Below are 26,859 nucleotides of genomic sequence, written 5' to 3'. Positions count from 1 at the left end.
CGCGTGGAGGCCTGACCGCCCCCTGAGGTCCGCAGCGTCAGGCGACGCCCGCCGTCGCACGCGTCGTCGACGCGATCGTCGCCGACCCCACCACGCGCGTGCCCTCGTACAGGACGATCGCCTGGCCGGGGGCGACGCCGCGGACCGGCTCCGCGAAGGACACCTCCAGCCGGCCGTCGACCAGCCGGGCGGTGACCTCGGTCTCGCCGCCGTGGGCGCGGAGCTGGGCCGTGTAGGTGCCCGGGCCGGTGGGGGCGACGCCGCACCAGCGCGGCTTGATCGCGGTCAGGGCGCTGACGTCCAGCGCGTCGGCCGGGCCGACCGTGACCGTGTTGGTGACCGGGGAGATGTCGAGGACGTAGCGCGGCTTGCCGTCGGGCGCCGGGGTGCCGATGCGCAGGCCCTTGCGCTGGCCGATGGTGAAGCCGTACGCGCCCTCGTGCGTGCCGAGGCGGTTGCCGGACTCGTCGACGATGTCGCCCTCGGAGCGGCCGAGCCGGTTCGCGAGGAAGCCCTGGGTGTCGCCGTCGGCGATGAAGCAGATGTCGTGCGAGTCGGGCTTCTTGGCCACCGCCAGGCCCCGGCGCTCGGCCTCCGCGCGGATCTCGTCCTTGGTGGTGACCGTGTCCCCGAGCGGGAACATCGCGTGGGCGAGCTGCTTGTCGTCCAGGACGCCGAGGACGTAACTCTGGTCCTTGGCCATGTCGGAGGCGCGGTGCAGCTCGCGGGTGCCGTCCTCGTGGACGATCACCTTGGCGTAGTGGCCTGTGCAGACCGCGTCGAAGCCCAGCGCCAGCGCCTTGTCCAGCAGCGCCGCGAACTTGATCTTCTCGTTGCAGCGCAGGCAGGGGTTGGGGGTGCGGCCGGCCTCGTACTCGGCGACGAAGTCCTCGACGACGTCCTCGCGGAAGCGGTCGGCGAGGTCCCACACGTAGAAGGGGATGCCGATGACGTCCGCGGCGCGGCGGGCGTCGCGCGAGTCCTCGATGGTGCAGCAGCCCCGCGCGCCCGTCCGGAAGGACTGGGGGTTGGCGGAGAGCGCGAGGTGGACGCCGGTCACGTCGTGGCCCGCCTCGGCCGCGCGGGCGGCGGCTACGGCGGAGTCGACTCCGCCGGACATGGCGGCCAGGACGCGGAGGGGACGGGAGCGCTGCGGGGTGTCAGTCATAACCCTTCCAGGGTAAGGGGGCGCGGGAACCAAGGCCGCCGGGTATCCGTTGGCGATCACATGGGGGCGAGACGAGCAGACAAGGACACGGACCGGCGCATCGGGCGGCGGGCCCTGATCGTCGGCGGGGCGGCGGCCGCCGTGGGCTCCGCGGTGCTGGCCCGTGACGAGCTGGGCCGGCTGTGGTGGCGCGTGCCGGGCGTGGAGAAGCCGCGCAAGGCGGGCGAGGTCGACTACGCGGGCGCGCGCTGGCTGGCCGCGTCGGACGCGAACTGGCGCCGTGCGGACCGGCCCGACGACTACGGGATAGACATGGTGGTCGTCCATGTCACCCAGGGCAGCTTCGACAGCGCGGTGAAGGCCTTCCAGGACCCGGGGCACAAGGCGGCCGCGCACTACATCGTCCGTAAGGACGGGCACATCGCCCAGATGATCCGCGAGCTGGACGTGGCGTACCACGCGGGCAACCGCGACTACAACGAGCGCAGTGTCGGCATCGAGCACGAGGGCTTCGTGGACCGCCCGCAGGACCTCACGGACGAGATGTACGAGGCCTCGGCCCGGCTCACGGCCCGGATCTGCGCGCGCTACGACATACCCGTCGACCGCGAGCACATCATCGGCCACGTGGAGGTCCCGGGCACGGACCACACGGACCCCGGGCCGCACTGGGACTGGGACAGGTACATGCGGCTGGTGCGCCAGGCGCGGACGTCGCCGGCCTGACCGGTCGAGCAGGGCGGCGACGGCGGAGACTACGTCAGCCCCGCCGCCCGCGCCCGTTCCACCGCCGGGCCGATGGCCTTCGCCAGGGCCTCGATGTCGTCCTCCGTGGAGGTGTGGCCGAGGGAGAAGCGGAGGGTGCCGCGGGCCAGGTCCGGGTCCGTGCCGGTGGCGAGGAGGACGTGGCTGGGCTGGGCGACGCCGGCGGTGCAGGCGGAGCCGGTGGAGCACTCGATGCCCTGGGCGTCGAGCAGGAGCAGCAGGGAGTCGCCCTCGCAACCGGGGAACGTGAAGTGCGCGTTGGCCGGCAGGCGTCCCTCCGGGTCCGGGTCGCCGCCGAGGATCGCGTCCGGCACGGCCTCGCGGACGGCGGCGACGAGGGTGTCGCGCAGGGCGCCGATCTCGCGGGCGAACCACTCGCGCTGCTCGGCGGCCAGCCGCCCGGCGACGGCGAAGGAGGCGATGGCGGGCACGTCGAGGGTGCCGGAGCGGACGTGGCGTTCCTGGCCGCCGCCGTGCAGGACGGGGACGGGGGTGTGTTCACGGCCGAGGATCAGGGCGCCGATGCCGTACGGCCCGCCGATCTTGTGGCCGGACACCGTCATCGCGGCGAGGCCGGAGGAGGCGAAGTCGACGGGGGTCTGGCCGAAGGCCTGGACGGCGTCCGAGTGCATCGGGACACCGAACTCGGCGGCTACGTTCGCAAGATCGCGGATCGGCAGGATCGTCCCGATCTCGTTGTTCGCCCACATGATGGTGGCGAGTGCCACGTCGCCGGGGTTGCGGGCGATCGCCTCGCGCAGGGCGTCCGGGTGGACGCGGCCGTGGGTGTCGACCGGCAGGTACTCGATGGTGGCGCCCTCGTGTTCGCCGAGCCAGTGCACGGCGTCGAGGACCGCGTGGTGCTCGACGGGGCTGGCGAGGACGCGGGTGCGGGCCGGGTCGGCGTCTCGGCGTGACCAGTAAAGGCCCTTGACGGCGAGGTTGTCGGCCTCCGTGCCGCCCGAGGTGAAGACGACCTCGCTGGGGCGGGCGCCGAGGGCTTCGGCGAGGGTCTCGCGGGCCTCCTCGACGGTACGGCGGGCCTGCCGGCCGGATGCGTGGAGGGAGGACGCGTTGCCGGTGGCACCCAGGTGGGCGGTGAGCGCCTCTGCCGCCTCCGGGAGCATCGGGGTGGTCGCGGCGTGGTCGAGGTAAGCCATGGTGAGCCCGATTCTACGGCTCCCCTCCGGCGGTCCTCAGATCAAGGTTGGCCGAACCTGAAGGGAGGTGAACCGCTTTCCCGCGCGGCTGCGGCCCGTCGTCCCCGGGCCGGCCGCGGCTCGTCGGTGCAGGACGGTCCGACGGCGGCTCAGAAGCTCCACGAGATCGTGCTGTCGGCCTGCACGAACACGGCCAGGACCAGCAGGTCGGCGACGCCGAGCCCCAGACCCAGCAACGCGCGGCCACGGCGCTGGGTGCCGCGCCACAGGGCGACGCTCGCCAGCACGATGGCGATCGGGCCGAGGAAGACGTTCAGGACGAGCAGGCCGAGGAGGCCCAGGATGAAGGACGCGACGGCCATGCCGTCGGTGTCGCGGATACCGGTGCGGCGCGTGGCCGGAGCGGTGAGCTGCATGGTGATCGACTCCCGGTGTCGGGTCGGTGGTGGGCGGTGAGCGGGTGCGGCGTCAGTGGGCCTGCGTGTGGCGCCGGCGGCCGTGGCGCTCGCGGAGCGCGAAGACGCCGAGCCAGACGGCGATGACGACGCCCGTGGCCACGGAGAAGGTGAGCGGCGCATGGGCCACGGTGCCCAGGACGAAGCCCAGCAGCAGGAGTGCGGCGACGATGAACAACACGGGAAACAACCCCCAGGGTTTCGGTGAACGGTTGTGGGTACAGTTGTTCACTGACTTCCCAGTCTAGCCTATCTCATGACTTTCCAATTACAGAGAACAGTTGTTAACTGCATGGTATGAGTCACACCCTCGGCATCCGGCAGGCCCAGAAGCAGAAGACCCGGCAGGCGCTCCTGGACGCGGCCCTCGGGCTGCTGGAGGAGCAGAGTCTGAGCAGCCTGGGGCTGCGCGAGGTCACCCGCGCCGTCGGTGTCGCCCCGACCGCCTTCTACCGCCACTTCCGCTCCACGGCGGATCTGGGCGTGGCCCTGGTCGAGGAGGCGCTGGGCAGCCTGCACCCGATGATCCGGACGACGGTGTCCACGACGGGCGACAGTGAGGAACGCATCGCGCGCACCATCGAGCTGATCGCCCGTCACGTCGACGGGTACCCCGCACATGTCCGGTTCATCGCCCGTGAACGACATGGCGGAGTCCAGCCGGTCCGGGAGGCCATACGGGACCAGCTGGCCCGGTTCGCCCAGGAGGTCAAGGACGAGCTGGCCAAGGACCCGGTGTCCGCGGGCTGGACCGAGGACGACCTGCTGATGCTCGCGCACCTCTACGTCGACCAGATGCTGATCACCGCGTCGCTCTTCCTGGAGGCGCTGGAGGGCCCGGAGCGGGAGCGCGAGGAGCGGACCCGGCACGTCACGCAGGTGGCGACCCGGCAGATGCGGCTGATCGGCCTGGGCCGCCACCACTGGCTGGACTGACCGCACGGCAGCTGGACCGACCGCACGACAGGACGCCGCGGGACGACGGCAGGGGCGCCTATCCGTCCTGCTGCCCCTGCCCGCCCGTGCCCTGGCCCCCATCGCCCGGGGCACCGCAGCCGCCGCCCCGGCCGCCCCCGGGACCGCCCTGGCTGCCCTGCCCGCCACCCGGCGCCCCGCTGGGCATCCCCGAAGGCGCCCCGGACGGCGCCCCCGTCGGCTTGGCGCCACCGGAAGCAGCACCCGTCGGTGCCCCGGACGGAGCCCCTGAGGGCGCCCCGCTCGGCGCCCCCGACGGCGCCTGGCACGCCTGCCGTTGTCCGGAACCGCCGCCGCTGCCCGAAGATGTCGAGGAGTCGCCGGAGCCGCAGGCCACCAGGGCCAGGGGCGAGAGCGCCAGCAGGGCCACGGCGGGGACGAGACGCGCACGCATCATGAGAAACAACTCCAGGGAAGATGAGGGAGTCCTGAGGCGGGCACTCAACCAACGCCGCTTAGGGCTCTCTTGGGACCGCCCTGTGACCGCCCTGTCAGCAGGGCAAAGCGCGTCTCAAGACACCCCGCCGACCAGGCGTTTCACCCCGGGGCCTCGCCGGAGCGCTGGTACAGCTCCGTGACGGAGGCGGCCGCCCGGGCCAGTTCCTCGCGCACCTGAGGGGGCGAGAGGACCTCCACCTGGTCGGCGAACACGAGCAGTTGGCGGGTCTCCGGGAGGAATCCGTACGTCAGCCGCACGGTCGCCCACTCGCTCTCGCCGTCGTCCTCGAGGACGTGCGCCGGGAGGAAGGCCGTCAGCCGCAGGAACATGTCGAGCCGCTCGCGCCGCACCCGGACGGTGACGTCCAGCCCGCTGGGCCGCTCCTCGACCTGACGGCGCAGACCCTCCCAGGCGTCGGCGAGTTCGACGCCCGGGCGTCGCCGTACGGGCTCGTCGAGGAGACGGGCGGAGCGCACCCGGTCCGCCCGGAAGAGCCGGGGTTCGGCCCGCCGGTCGGCGACCAGGTACCAGACGCCGGCCTTGGCGACGAGGCCGTACGGGTCGACGGTGTACGTCCGCGCCTGGCGCTCTCCGCTGTGCCGGTAGCGCAGCCGGAGCCTGCGGTCGGCGAAGACCGCGTCGCGCAGCACCTCCAGGTCGACGGCCGGCTGCGGCCTGCCGCGCCAGCGGGTGGCGTCGACGAGGATGCGACGGGAGACCGTCTCGGCGGCCGGGCGGTGCGGGGCCGGCAGCGCGGCCATCACCTTGCGCAGGGCCGAGCCGAACGCCACGTCCAGGCCGAGCGCGGCGTGCGCGCCCTGCGCGGCCAGGACGAACAGCGCGCGGGACTCGTCGGCCGTCAGGCCCGTGACGTCCGTACGGAACCCGGCGAGCAGTTCGATGCCGCCGTGCCGGCCGCGTTCGGCGTAGACCGGGACGCCGGCGGCCGACAGGGACTCCACATCGCGGTAGACGGTGCGGACCGACACCTCCAGCCGCTCGGCGAGTTCGCGGGCGGGGACCCGGCCGCGGGTCTGGAGGAGCAGCAGGATCGACAGCAGGCGGTCGGATTTCACGGCATCAGCATCGTGGCAGGCGAGGGCCCGGGCAAATGTTGACGGCAGCTGTCAGGTTTTCCGGCCATGCTCCTCCTGTCCACGCACTCAGGAGGAGTTTCATGACCAACGATCCCCGTCCGCTGTTCGCCCGCGCCACGGAGCAGGCCGCCGAGCTCATCCGGTCCGTGCGCGCGGAGCAGCTGGACGGCCCCACGCCGTGCAGCGAGTTCGACGTGCGCACCCTGCTGAGCCATCTCACCGGCGCGACCCACCGGGTGGCCGTCGTCGCCGAGGGCGGTGACGCGGTCGCGGTACGGCCGTTCGCCGAGGGCGTGCCGGACGACGGCTGGACGGCCGCGTACGACGAGGCAAGGACCCGGGCCGTGAAGGCCTGGGCGGGCGACGACCTGCTGGACGCCGTGGTGCGCCTGCCGTTCGGCGAGATGCCCGGCCGGGCCGCCATGTCGGCCTACGTCCTGGAGACCGTGACCCACACCTGGGACCTGTCCGAGGCCCTGGGGCATCCGCGCGAACTCGACCCGGAGCTCGCCGCGTTCGCGCTGACCGTGGCCCAGCGCATGCTGCCGGACGAACAGCGGGACGAGAACACGCCGTTCGCCACGGCCCGGCCGGCCCCCGAGGGCGCCGACGTCTACGGCAGGCTGGCGGCCTGGCTCGGACGCGAGCCGCTCAGCCGAGCCTGACCCGCGCGAGCTGACGGGACTGCGCCACCAGCCGGTCGGCGCTGTCCCACACCTCGGCGTCCTCCTCCAGGAAGCCGCCGGCGAGGTTGCGGGTGGTGATCGACACGCGCAGCGGACCCGGCGCCGGGCGGCAGCGGACGTGCACGGTCAGCTCGACGGTGGGCACCCAGCCCGTCAGCCCGAGTTCGAAGGCGGTGGGCGGCAGGGCGTCCACCGCCAGCAGCAGGGAGAGCGGGTCGTGGTCCCGGCCGTCCGCGAGCCCGAACCAGGCCCGCATCTCGCCCTTGCCGGAGGGCTTGCCGAGGGCCCAGCCCAGGGTCGAGGGGTCCAGCTTGAGCATCAGCCGGTCGGCGATGGCCGAGCTGCCGGAGACCGGGGCGGGACCGTCCTGCGGGCCGAAGCAGTGCTCCAGCGGCGGGATCGCGGGCGGAGCGGCCGTCGTCCGGACGTCGTCGGGAAGGGCGTCGAGGTTGCCGTAGGAGGCCAGGACGCGGATGCGTTCCACCTCGCGGCCCTCGTCGTCGTACTGGAAGAGGGAGGCCTGGCCGGTCGACAGGGTCCGGCCGGTGCGGACGACGTCCGTGCGGACGACCGCCGGGCCGGGCTGGGACGCGGTCAGGTAGTGCGCCGAGATGGTGAAGGGGTCGGCGTGCGGCAGGGTGTCGCCGAGTGCGCGGCCCAGGACGGCCAGCAGATAGCCGCCGTTGACGGCGCTGATGATCGTCCAGCCGGCGGAGAGGTCGATGTCGTAGACGCCGGGCGCGCGTCGGGTGAGCGCGGTGTCGCGGTCGAACTCGCTGTCCCCGATCGTGGCCCGGACGGCCGGGGCGGAGGCTGCTTCTGGCATGGCTGAACAGTACAAGAACTAACTACTAAGCGGTAGCTTTGCGCTGTTCGGACGCGAGTGAGACCCGGGCAATTTCTCGGTAAGTGTCCGCACTCGTCCGTAAACCCGGAAGGCCGTCCGTCCCTCTGAAGAGACATGAGCCTCACCGGGACTCCGTTCCTGTCCACGCTGATCGCGCTGTCGGTCGTCGCGCTCGCGCTGCCGCTGGCCCTGTGGTCGCGCGTCCGCGGCCCCCGCGTCCTGCGCGCCGCGACGCGCGCACTGATGCTGCTGTTCGCCCAGGGGACCGCCGTGGCACTGGTCTTCACACTGGTCAACAACGCCAACAACCTGTACGACAACTGGGCCGACCTGCTCGGCACCGGCGACCACGTGCAACAGGCGGCCGACCTCGGCGCCGACGGCACCGGAGGCATCGCGCTGAAGCGGCTGCCCCCGGTGCGCCAGACCTTCCGGCCGGCCACCGGGCCCGGCATGGGCGCGGCCGGCGGGGTGCGCGTCACCCAGCTCAAGGGCCGGGTGTCGGGCGTGAACGCCGAGGTCTACGTCTGGCTCCCGCCGCAGTACGACGAACCGGCCTATCGGCACCACAGGTTCCCGGTCGTGGAGCTGCTGCCCGGCTACCCCGGCTCGGCGAAGGCCTGGTTCGGCTCGCTGCACGCGCACGAGCAGTTGGAGCCGCTGATGCGGGACGGGCAGGTCGCCCCGTTCATCCTGGTCGCGCCGCGCACCAATCTGCTGGCCGGGGTGGACACCGGCTGCGCCAACATCCCGGGCACGGTCAACGCCGACACCTGGCTGAGCGTCGACGTGCCGATGATGGTCATGGACAACTTCCGCGCCGAGTCCGCCCCGCGGGGCTGGGCCGTGGCCGGCTACTCGGCCGGGGCGCACTGCGCGGCCAAGCTCGCCGTCGCCCACCCCGACCGCTACCGGGCCGCCGTCAGCCTGTCCGGCTACAACGACCCGATCGGCGAACGCGATTCGCTCGCCGCGCAGACCCCCGCCCTGCGAGCCGGGAACAACCCCTACCTGCTGCTGCGCGGGGCGCCCGTCCCGCCGCGCGTCTCGCTCTACCTGTCCGGACAGCCGCACGACGGCTACGAGGCGGCCGTCGCCCTGGAACAGACCGCGAAGGCGCCGACGACCGTGCACGTGGTGTACATCCCGAGGAGCGCGGGCGGTCACACCATGGCGCTGTGGCGGCCGCAGGTGGTCCCGGCGTTCCGCTGGCTGACGGAGGTGACGGGCCTCGGCCACGTCACGGCAGGACGGGCTGCTCCTCCTCGCTCACCGTCGACCGCCGGTGCCACGCCCGCGGAGCTCGCCAGTGGAACCGCATCGCGAGCAGGCGCAGTACGAAGGCGGTGATCACCGCGAGGCCGCTGGTGAGCGGGTTCAGGGCGTCGTAGCGGATGCACAGGGCGACCAGGGCGGCGCCGACGATCGCCGGGACCGCGTACAGGTCACGGTCCCAGCGCAGCAGCGAGGGCACCTCGTTGGCGAGGACGTCGCGCAGCACACCGCCGCCCACCGCGGTGGTCAGACCCAGGCCGGCGGAGGCGGTCAGGCCGAGTCCGTACTCGTACGCCTTGATCGTGCCGGCGACGCAGAACAGGCCGAGGCCGGCCGCGTCGAAGACGTTCACGGCGACCTGGATGCGCTCCACCTGCGGGTGCAGGAAGAAGACGAGGAGGGTGGCGAGCAGCGGGGTGAGGAAGTACCCCAGGTCCGTGAAGGCGGCGGGCGGTACGGCCCCGATGACCAGGTCACGGAAGAGCCCGCCGCCCAGCGCGGTGACCTCGGCGAGCACGGCGATGCCGAACACGTCGAAGTTCTTGCGCACGGCCAGCAGGGCGCCGGAGATCGCGAAGACGAAGATGCCGATCAGGTCGAGCGTGTGCTGGACGGACGGGCTGAAGAGTTGCTGGAGCACCCGAACATTTTTACCCACGGGTGAGCCCCCGCCCCCAGGTGCGGGGACGGGGGCTCGGGCGGGGTCACTTCTCGACGGGGGTGGCGCCGCTGTTGTCCGCCGCGACCTCCTTGGCCGAGGACAGCAGCTTGGTGTCCTGGGGCTGCTGGTCCTCGAAGTTCTCCGGGTGGTGGCAGGCGACGCGCTGTCCGGCCCGCAGCTCCACCAGCGGGGGCTCCGTGGTCTTGCAGATCTCCGTCGCCTTCCAGCACCGGGTGTGGAAGCGGCAGCCGCTCGGCGGGGCGATCGGCGAGGGCACGTCGCCCTTGAGCAGGATGCGCTCGCTCTTGACGCCCCGGCGCTTCGGGTCCGGTATCGGCACGGCCGACAGCAGGGCCTTGGAGTACGGGTGCATCGGCGACTTGTACAGCTGGTCGCGGCCGGCCAGCTCGACGATCTTGCCGAGGTACATCACCGCGATCCGGTCCGAGACGTGCCGGACGACCGACAGGTCGTGCGCGATGATCACGTACGTCAGGCCCAGTTCCTCCTGGAGGTCGTCCAGCAGGTTCACCACCTGCGCCTGGATCGACACGTCCAGCGCGGAGACCGGCTCGTCCGCCACGACCAGCTTGGGGTTGAGGGCGAGCGCGCGGGCGATGCCGATGCGCTGGCGCTGACCGCCGGAGAACTCGTGCGGATAGCGGTTGTAGTGCTCGGGGTTGAGGCCGACCACCGACAGCAGCCGCTGGACCTCCTTCTTCACGCCGCCCTCGGGCTCGACGCCCTGGAGCCGGAAGGGGGCGCCGACGATCGTGCCGATCGTGTGCCGGGGGTTCAGCGAGGAGTACGGGTCCTGGAAGATCATCTGCACGTCGCGGCGCATCGGGCGCAGCGCGCCGGTCTTCAGGTGCGTGATGTCCCTGCCCTCGAACTCGACCGAGCCGCCGGTCGGTTCGAGCAGCCGCGTGATCAGCCGGCCCATGGTGGACTTGCCGCAGCCCGACTCACCGACGACGCCGAGCGTCTCGCCCTTGCGGACCTCGAAGTCGATGCCGTCGACGGCGCGCACCGCGCCGGTCTGCCGCTGGAGCAGGCCCTTGCGGATCGGGAAGTGCTTCTGGAGGCCGGTCACCTTCAGCAGGACCTCGCCGTCGGCGGCGGTGTCCTGGGTGAGGGTGCTCCCGCTCGTGTCCGGTGTGCTCACCGCTTTGTCGTCGCTCACAGCTTCGGCGCAATCTCTTCGGTCCAGATACGCTCCCGCTGCTCCTGCGTCATGTGGCAGGCGGCCCAGTGCGAGCCGCCGACCTCGGTCAGCTCGGGACGGACCGTGCGGGTGACGTTGTCCTTCGGGATGTCCGCGTACGGGCAGCGCGGGTTGAAGGCGCAGCCCGACGGCAGGTTGATGAGGGAGGGCGGCGCGCCCTTGATCGGGATGAGCCGGTCCGTCTCCTCCCGGTCCATACGCGGCATCGAGCCGAGCAGGCCCCAGGTGTAGGGGTGCCGGGGCTCGGAGAACACGTCCTCTGCGGGGCCGCGCTCGACGCACCGGCCGCCGTACATGACCAGCAGGTCGTCGGCCATCTCGGCGACCACGCCCAGATCGTGGGTGATCATGATGACCGCGGAGCCGAACTCCTTCTGCAGATCGTGGATCAGGTCCAGGATCTGCGCCTGCACGGTGACGTCCAGGGCGGTGGTCGGCTCGTCCGCGATGAGCAGCTCGGGGTTGTTCACCAGCGCCATGGCGATCATGGCGCGCTGGCGCATACCGCCGGAGAACTCGTGCGGGTAGCCGTCCACGCGCTTGGCGGGCTCGGGGATGCCGACCCGGTCCAGCATCTCGATCGCCCGCTGCCGGGCCACCTTCTTGCTGACGTCGTTGTGGACCCGGTACGCCTCGACGATCTGCTGCCCGACCGAGTAGTAGGGATGCATCGCCGACAGCGGGTCCTGGAAGATCATGGCCATCTTCCGGCCGCGCAGCCGCCGTACGTCGTCGGGGTCGGCCGCGATCAGCTCCTGGCCGTCCAGCCAGACCTCACCGGAGACGTGAGCGCGCGCCGAGCGGTGCAGGCCCATCACGCCGAGGGAGGTGACGGATTTGCCGGAGCCGGACTCGCCCACGATGCCCAGGGTCTTGCCCTTGCGCACGTCGAAGCTGACGCCGTCCACGGACTTGACCAGACCGTCGTCGGTGTCGAAGTGGATGCGCAGATCGCGGACGGACAGGAACACATCGTCGTCCACGGACGGGGCGACGGTGTCCGGTTCGCCGAGCGCGGCTTTGTCGAGCTTGCTCACGAGTACCTCACCCGGGGGTCGATGGCGGCGTACACCAGGTCGACGATCAGATTGCAGAAGACGATGAAGAACGCGGCGACCAGGGTCACGCCCATCACGATGGGCAGGTCGTTGTCCTTGATGGCCTGTACCGAGTATGCGCCGATGCCCTGGAGGGAGAACACGGTCTCGGTGAGCACCGCGGTGCCGACGAGAGTGCCGAAGTCCATGCCGAAGATGGTGACGATCGGGGTGAGTGCGGAGCGCAGGCCGTGCTTGGTGACGACCGTGGTCTCCTTCAGGCCCTTGGCCCTGGCCGTCCTGATGTAGTCCTCGCTCATCGTCTCCAGCATGCCCGCCCGGGTGAGCCGGGCGTACAGCGCGGAGAACAGGAAGGCGAGGCTGACCCAGGGCAGCAGCAGGTGCCAGGCCCATTCGGCCGGGTTCTGGGTGAACGGGACGTAGTCGATGCTCTCCCAGATGGGGATCTCGTAGACGAAGAGCGCGAGCAGGATCTGGCCGGTGAAGAAGATCGGGAGCGAGACGCCGGCGAGCGCGATGAACATGGAGAAGCGGTCGATCGGCTTGCCCTTGCGCAGGGCCGAGATCACACCGGTCGTCACACCGGTGACCACCCAGATCACCGCCGCACCGACGGCCAGCGAGAACGAGACCGGAATCCGCTGTTCCAACTGCGGCCACACCTCGATGTGGCTCTTGAAGGAATACCCGAAGCAGGGTGCGCTGCAGTGCGTCGCGTCAGGCCCGAACTTGTAGTCGGCGCCCACCACGAGGCCCTTGATGAAGTCCCAGTACTGGACGTAGACCGGCTGGTCCAGCCCGAGGTTCTGCTTGATCGCGGCGACGGACTCGGGGTTCGCGTCCTTGCCGACGTACTGGGTGGCCAACTGGTCGGCCGTCTGTCCCCCGAGGCGGGGGACCAGGAAGAAGATGGCGAAAGTGACTGCGCTGACCACCAGCAGCAACAGCACCGCGCCCATGACGCGTCGGAGGATGTACGCAGCCACAGCTGTGCGGCCCCGGGTGGCCGCGGCGGGATCGTCCGCCGCGGCCACCCGGTGCCTTCACCTGCCTTTCGAAAGGATCCGGCCTGCTGGTTACTTCGAGGAGCCCATCAGCAGGTAGTCGTACATACCGAGGTAGGCCTGGGTGACCGTGACGTTCGTCGCGGACGTGGGCCGGAGCAGCAGGTTCTTGCGGTAGATGACCGGGACGACCGAGGCATTGTCCTGGACCATCTTGTCGATCTCGCCCCAGGCCTTGGTACGGGCCGCGTCGTCGGTGTTGGCGATCGCGTCCGTCAGGGCCTTGTTGATCTTCGGGTCGTCCAGCTCCATCAGGTTGTTGCCGCCCGAGGGCTTGATGGCGGCGCCGTTGATGATCTGGTCGAGGAAGCCGTAGCCGGTCGGCCAGTCCGCGCCCCACGCCATCGACAGCATGCCGAGCTTGTTCTTGTGAACGTAGCTCGGGACACCGGCGAAGTTGGAGAAGTACTTACCGGCCGGGAACTGCTTGATCTCGATGTTGATGCCGATCTTCTTCAGCGACGCCTGGACGGCCGTGGCCTGCGCCACCTCGGCGGGGCGGTCGGAGCGAGCGGTCATGATCGTGCTGAAGCCGTTCGGCTTGCCGCACGCCTTCAGCTCGGCCTTGGCCTTGGCCACGTCACCCTTGTGACCCTCGGTCGCGTAGCTGTCGAACTTGGTGTAGCCGTTGACCGACGGCGGCAGCAGCGTGGTCGCCACGTCACCCTTCGGCGAACCGCCCATGGCGTCGAGCACCGACTGCTTGTCGAGGCCCCACTGCACGGCCTTGCGGCAGTGGATGTTGTCGAACGGTGCCACCTTGAGGTTCAGCGCGATGTACTGCGTCGCACCGGCGTACGAGCTGTCCGTCTGGTTGACGTACTTGCCGCGCAGGACCTTCGGCTGGGTCTGCGGCTGCACACCCGTGCCGGCCGCGTCAGCCGTGATCTTGTCGGAGAGCAGGTTGTTGTCGACCGTGACCGGGTTGACCTTGAACTTGATCGAGATCTTGTCCGGCAGGGCCTTGCGGACCGGGTCCGTCTTGGCGTCCCACTGCGGGTTGCGCACGAGGGTGGCGCCGCGGCCCTCCTCGTAGGACTGGAACTGGTACGGGCCGGTGGACTGGATCGCCTGCACGTACTTCGCACCGGTGTCCTTCGACTGCGGCACCGGCGCCGTCTGCGAGAACGTCGCCAGGTAGTCGAAGTCGGCGAACGGCTGCTTCAGCTTGAAGATGATCGTCCGGTCGTCCGGCGTCTCGATGGACTTGATGCCCTCGGCGGACTTGTCCTTGTAGGGACCCTTGTACTTGTCGCCGCCCTCCAGGTACGACTTGAAGTACGTCGGGCCGTTGGACAGGGCCTCGGGCGCGAAGTTGGAGCGCTCGATGGCGTACTTCACGTCCTTGGACGTCACCGGGGTGCCGTCCTGGAACTTCACACCCGCACGCAGCTTGTACGTCCAGGTCTTGGCGTCCGGGCTGGACTTGCCGAGTCCCTCGGCCAGGTCCGGCACGATCTGCAGGCCTTCCTTGCCCGCCGCCGGCTTGAACGACGTGAGCGTCCTGCCGTAGAGGCGGGAGAAGTTCTGCACCCAGCCGTAGTACGTGTTGCCCGGGTCGAGGGAGTCCGGCACGTCCGAGTGCTCGTACGTGACCGTCCCGCCCTTCTTGCTCGACGCGTTGACGATCGAGTTCAGCGCGGCGTCCTTCTTGCCGTTGCCTCCCCCGTCGTTGTCGTCACCTCCGCCGCCGCACGCGGCAGCACCCAGCGACAGCGCCAGGACCGACGCAACGCCGGCGGTCACCCTTCTCGTCTTCACCTGAGGAAGCCCCCTCATTCGATGGATCACTTGCTGCGAGGGTCGAGGGCGTCACGCAGCCCGTCACCCAGCAGGTTGAAGGCCAGGACGGTGACGAAGATCGCCAGTCCGGGCACGAACATGTACTGCGGATCAGCCGTGTAGAGATCCACAGCGTTGCTGAGCATGCCGCCCCAGGAGGCCTGCGGCGGAGCGATACCGACACCGAGGAAGCTCAGCGCGGCCTCGAACAGGATGTTCGTCGGGATGATCAGCGTCGAGTAGACGAGGATCGGCGCGACGAGGTTCGGGAGGAGCTCCCGGAACAGGACGTACGGGCCGCGTGCCCCGAGGCTCGTGGCGGCCTCGATGAACTCCCGCTTGCGCAGGGTCATCGTCTGGGCGCGCACGATGCGGCCGATGTACGGCCAGCTGAAGAAGCCGATCACGAAGATCAGCACGCTGATGCGCAGGGACAGCCCTTCGAGACCGAAGAAGCCGTCCTGCACGGAGGCGGAGATCGAGATGGCGAACAGCAGCAGGGGGAAGGCCAGGAAGGTGTCCATCAGCCTGCTGATGACGCTGTCGATCCAGCCGCCGTAGTACCCGGCGATGACACCGAGCACGGTGCCGATGCACACGGACAGCAGCGTGGCGCCGCCCGCGACCAGGAGGGAGACCCAGGAACCGTCGATGATGCGGGCGAGCATGTCCCGGCCGTACTGGGGGTCCACGCCGAGCGGGTGGTCCCAGCTCATTCCTCCCCAGCCGCCCTTGGGGGCGAGCAGCGCGGGGTCGATGAGGTCCTGGTTGAACTTGTTGGGATCGAGGTTGAAGATCCACTGGATCGGCTTGGAGAACACCGCCATCAGCACGAGCAGGATGACGATGACGCCTCCCGCCATCGCCACCTTGTCCCGCTTGAAGCGCATCCAGGCGATCTGGGTGAGCGAGCGCCCTTCGATCTGGCTCTTCTTGACCCCGGAGAGCACGGCCTCGGGCTGTGCTCCGGCTTCCGCCCCGGTGGTCTCGATCGGTGCGGTCACGGTGCGATTGACCCCTCTCGGGCCGGCGATCGCCGAGCCCCTGGCTGCCGCTGTAGCGGTTTGTTTGTCTCGTACACGAGACCGACCCGGCCCGTGTCTTGCGGGGAGTCTTCAACGCTTTGGCGATCAGTTGCCAGACTTGGCGGTGAAAGGATGCGTAAACGTGATGCTGTCTGCGGGGTTCCGTTATCCGGACAGTGGGTAGCGGGGGTCGGACACGCCGAGATGAGGGCATTTTAGGACAGACCTGCCGCTATCACCCCTATCTACGCGCGGAGAGCTGAGAGCGGGTCGCGTTCGGGGGTGGGGAAACAAGAACCGTCGGACGGTCCGCGGGAGGCCCGCGGAGCGGGTCAGTACCGGCCCTGGACCGGGGGGTAGCCGTAGCCCGAGGCGGGGGCCTGGACAGGGGCGGTGGCGTGGGCCTCGCGGTCGTAGAAGGGGCGGGCGCTCTCGCGCAGCCACATGGCGACCGGGTCGTGCTCGTCGGACATGGCGACGGTCGAGACGGGCAGCCCGTCCGGTACGGCACCGAGGGACTGCTGCATCATCGCGCGCACGGAATCCACGGCCGGCGGCGAGGTGTCGTACACATCCAGTCCGATGGCGAGATACGGCGCGCCCAGCGCGGGCTGCACCCAGGCCCGGCGCAGCGAGCGGACGGCCGGGGTGCGGTGGGCGTTCTGCGCGAGCAGGGCGTAGAACTGCGGGAGCTCGATGGCGGGTTCGGACAGCCGCAGCGGGCCGGCGGGCTGGCGGTCCAGGCCCGTGGCGATCCGGCGCAGGTCGAGCCAGGGGATGCCGACGCCGCCGCCCGGGGCGTGCGGGTTGAGCCAGAGGCCGTAGTGGTCGGGGTAGAGGGCGCGGGCGACGTCGACTCCGTCGATCACCTCGTAGCTGCGGTTCCAGCCGCTGGCCGAGAGCTCCTGTGCGGAGGTCACGCAGGGGGCGTAGCCGTAGCCGTCGACCTCCATGTTCCCGTACTGGGCGTCGGGGGAGCCCGCCTGGCCGTGCCAGAGGAGCATCCAGATCTGGCCGGTGTGCGGGGTCGCGAGCGCGCGCAGGAGTGCCTCGTAGGCGTCGTAACGCCCGGGCGTGACCTGGCGCAGCATGTGCTCGACCTGTCCGGCCGCGGCCGTGCCGCTCGCGCTCACCTTTACCGCCCCTTCGTACAACGCCTCGACCGTGACCTAGCTTAAGCCCGTCCGGGGGCTCGGGGATTGGTGCCGGTTTTGCGGCCGCGGGTCGTGTGTGGTCCTCGCGCCACGTGGCGGAGCCGCATGATGTCACGGCCCCGCGCCCCTTCAGGGCATTGTCCTACCGCTGGTAGAAGGGCCGGACCGTTTTGCGCAGCCAGTCCCCCACCGGGTCCTCCGCCACGTCCAGGAGGACCAGGTTGACCTGCCACGGGGCCGGGCACCGGGTCACGGCTCGGGACAGGGCCTCCAGGGGGAGGGCCCGCAGGTCGCCTTCCCACTGGGAGAGTTCGACGCCCACGAACATCACCGGGTCGGCGGTCTCGATCGCGGCGAGGCAGCGGCGGGCGGTGAGGACGACGCCGACGGCCTCGAACTCGGCGGAGGCGGCGGCGAGGAAGTCCACCGGGTCGTCCTGCCAGTCGGGCTCGAAGAGGCGGACCCGGCCGCCGCTCGCGGGGCCGTCCAGGGGGGTCCGGCCGGCCCGGCAGAGCTCGGCCACCGCGGGCGGCGGGAGCGGTATGCCGACCACGCCGCCCGGGTTGACGGCTATCCCCGCGTGCGGGGGCAGGCCACGGGCGAACTCCACGGCGGGCGCGATCGTGTACGACATGTGGGAGCCGACGACCTGGCGGAACTGCTCCTCGGAGCTGAACACCGGTACGTACGCCTGGCCCTCGATCTCGATGCCGGGCAGATCGAGGGGGCCGCTCTGCGGGCCGCCGCCGTTCGGCAGGGGCACCCAGACGAAACTCCGGCCGAGCACCTCGACGATCCGCCCGCCGGCCGACGGCCCGGCGCCGAGGGAGGCCGAGAGCACCTCCTCCAGTTCGTTGCCGGGCCACCCGCCGTGCGGGTGACCCTGCGTGTGCGCCGGGAAGTCCGCGGAGAAGTCCGCCGGGAAGTCCATTTGCCTACCGCCTGCCTGGAACCACTGCTGTGGCTCAAAAGGCTAACGGCTCCCCGGCCGCCGGCGGTCAGCCCGTGAACCCGATCCGGCGCAGGGTGCCCGCCGCGTCCCGGTCGACGAGGATCGCCGAGCCGCAGCCCGCGGGCAGTTCGCCCCGCTCCGCGGAGCGTAGCAGGCGGTTGGCCGCCGCGCGGTGGCGCAGGAACGCGTACCGCGAGACACCGCGGCCCCGGTCGCGCTGGCCGGCCAGGGCCTCCTCGGGGGTGACGTCGAGCATGAGCAGGTGCAGGGTGCCGCCCCGGCGGCGGGCCTCGCGGGCCAGCCAGCGGCGGACCCAGGCCTGGGTGCCGCAGTCGTGCACGACGACGCCCTCGCCGGTGCGCAGGGCGCGGCGCAGCCCGGCGTAGTGGGCGAGGCGGACGAGCGGGCGGTAGACCCCGTACGGCAGGAAGCGCGGCATGCGGCTGTCCCAGCGGTCGCGGGTGTCCTGGGAGTCGATGCGCCGGCCGGGCACGGTGCGCCGCATCAGCGTGGACTTGCCGCTGCCGGGCAGGCCCGTGACCACGACGAGGTCGCGGGGGCCGAAGAGCAGCGCGTGCGGGCCGCGGCCTCGGCGCTCGCGCAGATCGCGGACGACCGGCACCGGCAGCGGGCCGCAGGCCGCGCGTGCCGGAGCGGCCGGCTGCTCGGGCAGCGCGATGCCCGACGTCGTGGCGTACGCGGTGGTCCTGTTCACCGTGATCGTCCTCCCCTGGGGCCAGGTACTTCAGTCCCATCCCCGCCGAGTGTAAAGAGAAGGTAATGCCCGATGTTTCTGGTTTTAGTCCTCTTCCCGCAACAGCCCTGCTACAGGGTGGTCCCCCTGCCACCCCGCGACGATGCGTGCAATGATGTGCCCGCCAACTGCATACCGGCCGTTTGAATCCGCGCGGGAGAGTCCCCAGCACCGTCCGACGCTGGGGCGCCGAAGGAGCAAGTCCCTCCCTTGAATCTCTCAGGCCCCGTTACCGCGCGGGCGAGGCACATCTGAAAAGCGGGCCATCCCCTGTCGCCGTGGCGACGGGCGTGGCTCCACCCAAGGTGCAAGCCGTGTCCCCTGTGGTCATGGCGAACCTCTCAGGTTCCGATGACAGATGGGGAGGAACGACCTCGCCCTCCCCCACGCTCGAACGAGCTCGCGCGGGAGGTACCCCCATCGCCCCTCGGAGACGACCGACCGATGAGCAGTACAGGAGAACTCCGCCACACCGCGCTCGATGCCCTGCATCGTTCGCTCGGCGCGACGATGACCGACTTCGCCGGCTGGGACATGCCCCTGCGCTACGGCTCCGAGCGCGACGAGCACACCGCCGTGCGCACGAAGGCCGGGCTCTTCGACCTCTCCCACATGGGCGAGATCACCGTCACCGGTCCGCAGGCCGCCGCCCTGCTCGACCACGCCCTGGTGGGCAACATCGGCGGCGTCAAGCCCGGCCGCGCCCGCTACACCATGATCTGCCGGGCCGACGGCGGCATCCTCGACGACCTGATCGTCTACCGGCTGGGCGAGACCGAGTACATGGTGGTCGCCAACGCCTCCAACGCCCAGGTGGTCCTGGACGCGCTGACCGAGCGCGCCGCCGGCTTCGACGCCGAGGTGCGCGACGACCGGGACGCCTACGCGCTGATCGCCGTCCAGGGGCCGCAGTCGCCGGGGATCCTGACGTCCCTGACCGACGCCGACCTCGACGGCCTGAAGTACTACGCCGGGCTGCCCGGCACGGTCGCGGGTGTCCCGGCCCTGATCGCCCGCACCGGCTACACCGGCGAGGACGGCTTCGAACTGTTCGTGAAGCCGGAGCACGCGGTCGAGCTGTGGCAGGCCCTGACCAAGGCGGGCGAGGGCGCGGGCTTGGTCCCGTGCGGGCTGTCCTGCCGCGACACGCTGCGCCTGGAGGCGGGCATGCCGCTGTACGGGCACGAGCTGAGCACCTCCCTGACGCCCTTCGACGCCGGGCTCGGCCGGGTGGTGAAGTTCGAGAAGGAGGGCGACTTCGTGGGGCGTGAGGCTCTGCGCGAGGCCGCCGCCCGGGCCGAGCAGAACCCGCCGCGCGTCCTGGTCGGGCTCGTCGCCGAGGGCCGCCGGGTCCCGCGCGCCGGATACGCGGTCGTCGCCGGCGGCGAGGTGATCGGCGAGGTCACCTCCGGCGCCCCCTCCCCCACGCTCGGCAAGCCGATCGCGATGGCCTACGTCGACGCCGCGCACGCCGCCCCCGGTACGCCCGGCGTGGCCGTGGACATCCGGGGCAGTCACGAGCCGTACGAGGTCGTGGCGCTGCCGTTCTACAAGCGCCAGAAGTAGACACTGGCCGGGGGCCGTGGCAGCGACCCCGTTGTCCGCCTCCCAGCTCCTCAGCAGTCCCCCCTTTCCACAGCACTCCCGCGTGTACAGGAGAATCCAGGCCATGAGCAACCCCCAGCAGCTGCGTTACAGCAAGGAGCACGAGTGGCTGTCGGCCGCCGAAGACGGCGTCTCGACGGTCGGTATCACGGAGCACGCGGCCAACGCGCTCGGCGACGTGGTCTTCGTCCAGCTCCCCGAGGTCGGCGACACCGTGTCCGCGGGCGAGACCTGCGGCGAACTGGAGTCGACCAAGTCGGTGTCCGACCTCTACTCCCCCGTCTCCGGTGAGGTCACCGAGGTCAACGAGGACGTCGTGAACGACCCGTCGCTGGTGAACTCGGCCCCCTTCGAGGGCGGCTGGCTGTTCAAGGTGCGGGTCACGGACGAGCCGGGCGACCTGCTCTCCGCCGACGAGTACACCGCGTTCTCCGCCGGCTGAGGAGTCGTAGCCGTATGTCCGTCCTGAACACACCCCTGCACGAGCTCGACCCGGCCGTGGCCGCCGCGGTCGACGCCGAGCTGCACCGGCAGCAGTCCACGCTCGAGATGATCGCCTCGGAGAACTTCGCTCCGGTCGCGGTCATGGAGGCGCAGGGCTCGGTCCTCACCAACAAGTACGCCGAGGGCTACCCGGGCCGCCGCTACTACGGCGGCTGCGAGCACGTCGACGTGGTCGAGCAGATCGCGATCGACCGCGTCAAGGAGCTGTTCGGCGCCGAGCACGCCAACGTGCAGCCGCACTCGGGCGCCCAGGCCAACGCCGCCGCGATGTTCGCGCTGCTCAAGCCGGGCGACACCATCATGGGTCTGAACCTCGCCCACGGCGGGCACCTGACCCACGGCATGAAGATCAACTTCTCCGGCAAGCTCTACGACGTCGTCGCCTACCACGTGGGCGAGGACGGCCGGGTCGACATGGCCGAGGTCGAGCGGCTGGCCAAGGAGTCCAAGCCGAAGCTGATCGTGGCCGGCTGGTCGGCGTACCCGCGGCAGCTGGACTTCGCCGCATTCCGCCGGATCGCGGACGAGGTCGGCGCGTACCTGATGGTCGACATGGCGCACTTCGCCGGGCTCGTCGCGGCGGGGCTGCACCCGAACCCGGTGCCGCACGCGCACGTGGTGACCACGACCACCCACAAGACGCTGGGCGGCCCGCGCGGCGGTGTGATCCTCTCCACGGCCGAACTCGCCAAGAAGATCAACTCCGCTGTCTTCCCCGGTCAGCAGGGCGGTCCGCTGGAGCATGTGATCGCGGCCAAGGCGGTCGCCTTCAAGGTCGCCGCCTCACAGGACTTCAAGGAGCGCCAGCGCCGTACGCTGGAGGGTGCCCGCATCCTGGCCGAGCGTCTGGTGAAGGACGACGTCCGGGCCGTGGGCGTGGACGTCCTGTCCGGCGGCACGGACGTGCACCTGGTCCTGGTCGACCTGCGCCACTCGGAGCTGGACGGCCGGCAGGCCGAGGACCGCCTCCACGAGGTGGGCATCACGGTCAACCGGAACGCGATCCCCGACGACCCGCGCCCGCCGATGGTGACGTCGGGTCTGCGGATCGGCACACCGGCCCTGGCGACCCGGGGCTTCACGGCCGAGGACTTCGCGGAGGTCGCGGACGTCATCGCCGAGGCGCTGAAGCCGTCCTACGACGCCGAGGCGCTCAAGGCCCGGGTGAAGGCCCTGGCCGACAAGCACCCGCTGTACCCGGGTTCGCACACATAACGAAGAAACCTTTCAGGGCGCCCCGTCCCGCGTGGGCGGGGCCCCCTGCCCCTCGCACCACCCCCGTAGTCAGGAGTCTCCGTGGCCATCTCGGTCTTCGACCTGTTCTCGATCGGCATCGGCCCGTCCAGCTCCCACACCGTCGGCCCGATGCGCGCGGCCCGGATGTTCGCCCGGCGGCTGCGCAACGAGGAGCTGCTGGCCCCGACCGCGAAGGTCCGCGCGGAGCTCTACGGCTCGCTCGGCGCCACCGGCCACGGCCACGGCACGCCCAAGGCGGTGCTGCTCGGCCTGGAGGGCGACTCGCCGCGCACGGTGGACGTGGAGAAGGCCGACGAGCGGGTGGAGACGATCAAGGCCGGCGGCCGGCTGAACCTGCTGGGCGAGCACGAGATCGCGTTCTCCTTCGACGACGACATGGTCCTGCACCGCCGCAAGGCCCTGCCGTACCACGCGAACGGCATGACCCTGTGGGCGTACGACGCCTCGGGCGCGGAGCTGCTCGCGAAGACGTACTACTCGGTCGGCGGCGGCTTCGTCGTCGACGAGGAGGCGGTCGGAGCGGACCGCATCAAGCTCGACGACACCGTGCTGAAGTACCCCTTCCGCACGGGCGACGAGCTGCTGCGGACGGCCCAGGAGACCGGCCTGTCCATCTCGGCGCTGATGCTGGAGAACGAGCGCGCCTGGCGCACCGAGGAGGAGATCCGCGCCGGACTGCTGGAGATCTGGCGGGTCATGGAGGCGTGCGTGGCGCGCGGCATGTCCCGCGAGGGCATCCTGCCGGGCGGTCTGAAGGTGCGCCGCCGGGCCGCGAACACCGCCCGCAAACTGCGCTCCGAGGGCGACCCGAAGGCCCTCGCCATGGAGTGGATCACCCTCTACGCGATGGCGGTCAACGAGGAGAACGCGGCCGGGGGCCGGGTCGTCACCGCCCCGACGAACGGCGCGGCCGGCATCATCCCGGCCGTCCTGCACTACTACGTCAACTTCGTGCCGGGCGCCGACGAGGAGGGCGTGGTGCGCTTCCTGCTCGCCGCGGGCGCGATCGGCATGCTGTTCAAGGAGAACGCGTCCATCTCCGGCGCCGAGGTCGGCTGCCAGGGCGAGGTCGGCTCCGCCTGCTCCATGGCGGCGGGCGCGCTGGCCGAGGTCCTCGGCGGCTCGCCGGAACAGGTCGAGAACGCCGCCGAGATCGGCATGGAGCACAACCTCGGCCTGACCTGCGATCCCGTGGGCGGGCTGGTCCAGATCCCGTGCATCGAGCGCAACGGCATGGCCGCCGTGAAGGCCGTCACGGCAGCGCGCATGGCGATGCGCGGCGACGGCTCCCACAAGGTGTCCCTGGACAAGGTCATCAAGACGATGAAGGACACCGGCGCGGACATGTCGGTCAAGTACAAGGAGACGGCGCGGGGCGGGCTGGCCGTCAACATCATCGAGTGCTGACCCCGTCCCGGCCGACCGCCTGACGACTGTCACACCCCCCTCCTAAGCTGGGCCCTTCGAGCACCAGGGGGTGGGGCACAGTGGCGAGGCGGCCGGAAAGCACCGATGTCGTGGCGGCGGTGCGGCGGGTTTTCCGCGAGGGACTGCTGAGCGGCAGGTCCGCGTTCGCGCCGGAGGTGCCGGCCTGGACCGGGGCGACGGCCTCCGATCTGCGGGTCCGGTTCGTGGACCAGCCGGACGAGTCCTCGGACACCTTCCTGGTCAAGCTGCGGCGCCAGCTCGACGGCGCGCCCGACGCGACGGTCGTCCTCGCCGCCGAGCTGCTGTTCGTGAACATGGCGCCGCTGGTGCCCGAGCAGATCGGGTTGGCCAAGAAGCGGCAGATCCTCGGCGAGGTGCTGTCCTGGGCCGGCCGTCCGGTGGCGGTGCCGGAGGACCTGGAGCCGGGCCTGAAGGGCTTCCTGCACGGTGGCCAGGGGTTTCTGAACTACCGGTGGGCGCAGTTCCAGATCCTGGTCCTGCTGGTGGAGCGGCTCGCCGCGATGACGCCGGCCGGGCGGGAAGCGGCCTTCGAGGACCCCTGGGGCTTCAAGGCCCTGTGCCTGGCCATCCAGGAGTCGGTCGGGCACAAGAAGGGGCGTGCGCAGATCCACGTCCTGCTGTTCCTGCTCTTCCCGGAGACGTATCAGCCGATCGCCAGCGCCCGTCACAAGCAGGAGATCGTCACGGCGTTCGCGGACGAACTCCCCGAGCCCAGCGGCGACGCCGACCACGACCTGCTGGAACTGTGCCGGACGCTCCAGGCGCAGACCGGGCAACCGGTCGACTTCTACGACGAGCCCTGGGTGCGCAGATGGCGCACGGGTGCCGTCGAGCACGAGCAGCGCGGCTGGCTGGTGCGCGGGTACAACGTGGACGGGCGCAACTTCATCCCCGACTGGCTGCGGCGCGGTTACTGCTCGATGTCCTGGCGGGAGATCCCGGAGATCCCCGCCGGCTCCGCCAAGCAGGACGTCCAGGGGGCCGTCGCCGAGGCGATGCCGGAGGCCAGCGCCCAGTTGCGCGCGCAGGCCGCGTACCAGCTGCACGCCTTCCTCACCCTGATGCAGCCGGGCGACCTGGTCGTCACCGTCACTCCGGACGAGGTGCACGTCGGCACGGTCCAGGGCCCGGCCACGTACGACGCCTCGGACGGCCCGGACAACGCCCGGCGCCGGCCGGTGCGCTGGGCCACCGCCGAGCGGCCGCTGGTCCGCGCGGAGCTGCCCGAGCGCGTGCAGGCCCGGCTGCCCCTGCCGCCGACGGTCTACGACATCAGCAGCGTCGCGGCCGAACTCGCCGAGCGGGCGGGGCTGGAGGACGTGGTCGCCGAGGAGCTCGTCGACGTCGACGTCACCAAGGCACTGGAACTGCCGCCGGTCACCGAGGAACTGGCCGCACGGCTGCTGATGCCGCTGGAGTGGCTGCGGGAGACGGCCGAACAGCTCCGGGAACAGGGGCAGCTCGTCTTCCACGGCCCGCCCGGGACCGGGAAGACCTACCTGGCCCGCGCCCTCGCGCGGCATCTCGCCGGCCCCGACCGGGTGGAGCTCGTGCAGTTCCACCCCTCGTACACCTACGAGGACTTCTTCGAGGGGTTCCGTCCCGTCCGGGGCGAGGGCGGGTCGGTGGTGTTCGACGTCGTGCCCGGGCCGTTCCGGCTGCTCGCCGAGCGCGCCGCCAAGGACCCGGCGAACCCGTACGTGCTGATCGTCGACGAGATCAACCGGGCCAACCTGGCGAAGGTCTTCGGCGAGCTGTACTTCCTGCTGGAGTACCGCGAGGAACCCGTCACCACCCAGTACAGCCCGCACGACCCGTTCACCCTGCCGGGCAACCTGTTCCTCATCGGAACGATGAACACCGCCGACCGCTCGATCGCCCTCGTCGACGCGGCGATGCGCCGCCGCTTCGCCTTCCGCCGCCTCTCCCCCGAGAAACCGCCGGTCCGGGGCCTGCTGGACCGCTGGCTGCGTGAGCGCGGACTACCGGACACCGCGGTCCGGCTGCTGGACGAGCTCAACGACCGGCTCGGCGACGCCGACCGGGCGATCGGGCCGTCGTACCTGATGAAGCCCGCCGCGGCCCGGCCGGACGGACTCGACCTCGTCTGGCGCACCCAGATCCTGCCCCTGCTGGAGGACCAGCTCTACGGCACCGGTGTCGACGTGGAGGAGGAGTACGGCCTGCCCGCCCTGCGTGCGGCGCTCGGGCCGGACCCGGAGGACGCGTGACCGACCTCGACCTCACCGTGCGGGAGACCGGCCCCGGGACCGTGCGGGAGCTGACCGGCGACCAGATCGCCGGGCTGCTCTGCGTGCCGGACCTGGTCCGGCTCACCCCGGCGGCGGGCGGACGCTGGCGCCTGCGGGGAAACCAGAAGGTCGGCCTGGTGCGCCTGCGCACGCCGTCCGGCGGGACCGTCCAGCTGCACCTGCGCCCCAAACTCCCGGTCCGTGACCTGCTGTTCCTGCTCTCCTACTCCCCCGGCGACCCCTGGCGGCCCGAGCCGGTCACGGCGGCCGAGTCGGACGAGCTGCTGCCCGCCGTCGCCGACCTGCTCGCCCGTACCGCCCGCCGCACGCTCGACGCGGGAGCGCTGCACGGCTACCGCACGGTCGAGGAGGACCTGCCCCTGATCCGCGGCCGGATCCGCACGGCTGACCAGTTGCGCCGGGTCGGCCTGCCGCTGCCCGTCGCCGTGCGCTACGACGACCACACCCCGGACATCGCCGAGAACCGCGTCCTGCTGACGGCCCTGCACCTGGCCGCCCGGCTCCCGGGAGTCCCCCGGCGCACGGCCCTGACCCTGCGCCACCTGGCCGGCCACCTCACGGGCGTCCGCCCCCTCCACCCCGGCGCGCCGCTGCCCCGCTGGACGCCGAACCGCCTCAACGCCCGCTACAGGCGCGTCCTGCGGCTGGCCGAACTGGTGCTGTCCGCCCGCTCCGTCCAGCCGGCCGGGAATTCACCCACCGCGGCGGACGGCTTCCTGCTCGACCTGCCGGACGTCTTCGAACGGTTCCTCACCGTGGCGCTCGGCGACACCCTCGCCCGGCAGGGGATCCGGTGCGCCGGGCAGGAGGGACACCACCGCCTGGACGAGGCCCGCAGGGTGCGTCTGCGTCCGGACATCGTCCTGTACCGGGCGGGCCGCCCCGTCTCCGTCGTGGACGCGAAGTACGTCTTCCTCGACAGGCCCGCACCCTCCACCGACCACCTCGGCCAGCTGCTCGGCTACTGCACCGCGCTCGGCCTGCCGCACGGCCACCTCGTCTACGCCGCCGCCGCTCAGGACGGCCCGGCCGACCACGTCATCCGCCGCTCCGGCATCACGGTCACGGCCCATGCCCTGGACCTCGCCCGCCCACCTGCCGAACTCCTCGCGGCCGTCGCCGAGCTGGCTGCCAGGATCACCGCCACGGCGGTCGGCACCCCCGCGATCCGCCCGAGTTGACATTTCCACGTCGGTGCCACAGCAGGCCGTGCCATGGTGGTAGGCACC

25 protein-coding genes and 2 riboswitches are annotated in these 26,859 nt (G+C 71.1%); of the genes, 10 read left to right on the top strand and 15 right to left on the bottom strand.

The window, feature by feature from the left end; genetic code table 11:
- Window positions 1-37 precede the first annotated feature (37 nt).
- Window positions 38-1,168 carry a tRNA 2-thiouridine(34) synthase MnmA gene (gene mnmA / locus QF034_RS28645; protein WP_307177621.1) on the bottom strand — a complete coding sequence of 377 codons (1,131 nt, stop codon included), beginning with the start codon at window positions 1,166-1,168 and terminating at the stop codon, window positions 38-40.
- A gap of 60 nt (window positions 1,169-1,228) precedes the next feature.
- Between mnmA and QF034_RS28640 the strand changes: the two genes are divergently transcribed.
- Window positions 1,229-1,894: an N-acetylmuramoyl-L-alanine amidase gene (locus QF034_RS28640; RefSeq protein WP_307177620.1), complete on the top strand. Its 666-nt coding sequence runs from the start codon at window positions 1,229-1,231 to the stop codon at window positions 1,892-1,894.
- 29 nt (window positions 1,895-1,923) lie between these two features.
- On the opposite strand, the gene QF034_RS28635 is transcribed toward QF034_RS28640, so the two are convergent.
- From QF034_RS28635 to QF034_RS28625, 3 genes are all read right to left on the bottom strand, one after another.
- The gene (locus tag QF034_RS28635; protein WP_307177619.1) at window positions 1,924-3,093 is read right to left on the bottom strand and encodes a cysteine desulfurase family protein; all 1,170 of its coding nucleotides are present in this window, start codon (window positions 3,091-3,093) and stop codon (window positions 1,924-1,926) included.
- 149 nt (window positions 3,094-3,242) lie between these two features.
- Entirely contained in the window at window positions 3,243-3,509 is a 267-nt protein-coding gene (locus QF034_RS28630; RefSeq protein WP_307177618.1) for a DUF4190 domain-containing protein, read from the bottom strand.
- 52 nt (window positions 3,510-3,561) lie between these two features.
- Window positions 3,562-3,729: a hypothetical protein gene (locus QF034_RS28625; protein ID WP_307177617.1), complete on the bottom strand. Its 168-nt coding sequence runs from the start codon at window positions 3,727-3,729 to the stop codon at window positions 3,562-3,564.
- 116 nt (window positions 3,730-3,845) lie between these two features.
- On the opposite strand from QF034_RS28625, the gene QF034_RS28620 reads away from it, so the two are divergent.
- Entirely contained in the window at window positions 3,846-4,484 is a 639-nt protein-coding gene (locus QF034_RS28620; protein WP_307177616.1) for a TetR family transcriptional regulator, read from the top strand.
- 576 nt (window positions 4,485-5,060) lie between these two features.
- On the opposite strand, the gene QF034_RS28615 is transcribed toward QF034_RS28620, so the two are convergent.
- Complete coding sequence (locus tag QF034_RS28615) at window positions 5,061-6,038, bottom strand: helix-turn-helix transcriptional regulator (RefSeq protein WP_307177615.1); 978 nt, start codon at window positions 6,036-6,038, stop codon at window positions 5,061-5,063.
- A gap of 101 nt (window positions 6,039-6,139) precedes the next feature.
- Between QF034_RS28615 and QF034_RS28610 the strand changes: the two genes are divergently transcribed.
- On the top strand, window positions 6,140-6,724 hold the full coding sequence (locus QF034_RS28610) for a TIGR03086 family metal-binding protein (protein WP_307177614.1): 585 nt from the start codon (window positions 6,140-6,142) through the stop codon (window positions 6,722-6,724).
- Here QF034_RS28610 and QF034_RS28605 read toward each other — a convergent pair.
- Window positions 6,711-7,571, bottom strand: coding sequence for a thioesterase family protein (locus tag QF034_RS28605; protein WP_307177613.1), 861 nt, complete (start codon window positions 7,569-7,571; stop codon window positions 6,711-6,713). The genes QF034_RS28610 and QF034_RS28605 overlap by 14 nt on opposite strands.
- A 135-nt stretch (window positions 7,572-7,706) precedes the next feature.
- Between QF034_RS28605 and QF034_RS28600 the strand changes: the two genes are divergently transcribed.
- Window positions 7,707-8,942 (top strand): alpha/beta hydrolase, encoded by a 1,236-nt coding sequence (locus QF034_RS28600; protein ID WP_307177612.1) that lies wholly within the window; start codon window positions 7,707-7,709, stop codon window positions 8,940-8,942.
- Here QF034_RS28600 and QF034_RS28595 read toward each other — a convergent pair.
- The 9 genes from QF034_RS28595 to QF034_RS28555 form a co-directional block, all read right to left on the bottom strand.
- Window positions 8,833-9,507, bottom strand: a complete 675-nt coding sequence (locus QF034_RS28595) for a trimeric intracellular cation channel family protein (RefSeq protein ID WP_307177611.1) — start codon at window positions 9,505-9,507, stop codon at window positions 8,833-8,835. The genes QF034_RS28600 and QF034_RS28595 overlap by 110 nt on opposite strands.
- Before the next feature lie 64 nt (window positions 9,508-9,571).
- Window positions 9,572-10,711: an ABC transporter ATP-binding protein gene (locus tag QF034_RS28590; RefSeq protein ID WP_307177610.1), complete on the bottom strand. Its 1,140-nt coding sequence runs from the start codon at window positions 10,709-10,711 to the stop codon at window positions 9,572-9,574.
- Window positions 10,708-11,790, bottom strand: a complete 1,083-nt coding sequence (locus QF034_RS28585) for an ABC transporter ATP-binding protein (protein ID WP_307177609.1) — start codon at window positions 11,788-11,790, stop codon at window positions 10,708-10,710. The genes QF034_RS28590 and QF034_RS28585 overlap by 4 nt, the downstream gene beginning before the upstream one ends.
- The gene (locus tag QF034_RS28580; protein WP_307179999.1) at window positions 11,787-12,797 is read right to left on the bottom strand and encodes an ABC transporter permease; all 1,011 of its coding nucleotides are present in this window, start codon (window positions 12,795-12,797) and stop codon (window positions 11,787-11,789) included. Before QF034_RS28580 ends, QF034_RS28585 begins: the two co-directional genes overlap by 4 nt.
- Before the next feature lie 90 nt (window positions 12,798-12,887).
- Window positions 12,888-14,654: an ABC transporter substrate-binding protein gene (locus tag QF034_RS28575; RefSeq protein WP_307177608.1), complete on the bottom strand. Its 1,767-nt coding sequence runs from the start codon at window positions 14,652-14,654 to the stop codon at window positions 12,888-12,890.
- Between the two features lie 8 nt (window positions 14,655-14,662).
- On the bottom strand, window positions 14,663-15,661 hold the full coding sequence (locus QF034_RS28570) for an ABC transporter permease (protein ID WP_307177607.1): 999 nt from the start codon (window positions 15,659-15,661) through the stop codon (window positions 14,663-14,665).
- A gap of 353 nt (window positions 15,662-16,014) precedes the next feature.
- Window positions 16,015-16,815: an enhanced serine sensitivity protein SseB C-terminal domain-containing protein gene (locus tag QF034_RS28565; RefSeq protein WP_306963399.1), complete on the bottom strand. Its 801-nt coding sequence runs from the start codon at window positions 16,813-16,815 to the stop codon at window positions 16,015-16,017.
- Window positions 16,816-16,978: 163 nt separating this feature from the next.
- Window positions 16,979-17,767 (bottom strand): enhanced serine sensitivity protein SseB, encoded by a 789-nt coding sequence (locus QF034_RS28560; protein ID WP_307177606.1) that lies wholly within the window; start codon window positions 17,765-17,767, stop codon window positions 16,979-16,981.
- Window positions 17,768-17,834: 67 nt separating this feature from the next.
- The gene (locus tag QF034_RS28555) at window positions 17,835-18,503 is read right to left on the bottom strand and encodes an AAA family ATPase (protein ID WP_307177605.1); all 669 of its coding nucleotides are present in this window, start codon (window positions 18,501-18,503) and stop codon (window positions 17,835-17,837) included.
- Window positions 18,504-18,686: 183 nt separating this feature from the next.
- A riboswitch (glycine riboswitch) is annotated at window positions 18,687-18,787 on the top strand.
- A riboswitch (glycine riboswitch) is annotated at window positions 18,788-18,910 on the top strand.
- A gap of 76 nt (window positions 18,911-18,986) precedes the next feature.
- On the opposite strand from QF034_RS28555, the gene gcvT reads away from it, so the two are divergent.
- The 6 genes from gcvT to QF034_RS28525 all read left to right on the top strand — a co-directional run bounded on the left by gcvT (window position 18,987) and on the right by QF034_RS28525 (window position 26,811).
- Window positions 18,987-20,108 carry a glycine cleavage system aminomethyltransferase GcvT gene (gene gcvT, locus QF034_RS28550; RefSeq protein WP_307177604.1) on the top strand — a complete coding sequence of 374 codons (1,122 nt, stop codon included), beginning with the start codon at window positions 18,987-18,989 and terminating at the stop codon, window positions 20,106-20,108.
- 103 nt (window positions 20,109-20,211) lie between these two features.
- Window positions 20,212-20,589 carry a glycine cleavage system protein GcvH gene (gcvH, locus tag QF034_RS28545; RefSeq protein WP_086562694.1) on the top strand — a complete coding sequence of 126 codons (378 nt, stop codon included), beginning with the start codon at window positions 20,212-20,214 and terminating at the stop codon, window positions 20,587-20,589.
- Window positions 20,590-20,603: 14 nt separating this feature from the next.
- Window positions 20,604-21,866, top strand: coding sequence for a serine hydroxymethyltransferase (gene glyA, locus QF034_RS28540; protein WP_307177603.1), 1,263 nt, complete (start codon window positions 20,604-20,606; stop codon window positions 21,864-21,866).
- Window positions 21,867-21,947: 81 nt separating this feature from the next.
- Entirely contained in the window at window positions 21,948-23,315 is a 1,368-nt protein-coding gene (locus QF034_RS28535) for an L-serine ammonia-lyase (protein WP_307177602.1), read from the top strand.
- 80 nt (window positions 23,316-23,395) lie between these two features.
- The gene (locus tag QF034_RS28530) at window positions 23,396-25,588 is read left to right on the top strand and encodes an McrB family protein (RefSeq protein ID WP_307177601.1); all 2,193 of its coding nucleotides are present in this window, start codon (window positions 23,396-23,398) and stop codon (window positions 25,586-25,588) included.
- Complete coding sequence (locus QF034_RS28525; RefSeq protein ID WP_307177600.1) at window positions 25,585-26,811, top strand: McrC family protein; 1,227 nt, start codon at window positions 25,585-25,587, stop codon at window positions 26,809-26,811. The genes QF034_RS28530 and QF034_RS28525 overlap by 4 nt, the downstream gene beginning before the upstream one ends.
- Window positions 26,812-26,859 lie beyond the last annotated feature (48 nt).

This window comes from Streptomyces africanus (genome assembly GCF_030816955.1).
Lineage (GTDB): Bacteria > Actinomycetota > Actinomycetes > Streptomycetales > Streptomycetaceae > Streptomyces > Streptomyces africanus.
Note: the sequence above shows the minus strand (reverse complement) of the source record. Positions and strands in the feature narration are given on the sequence as shown.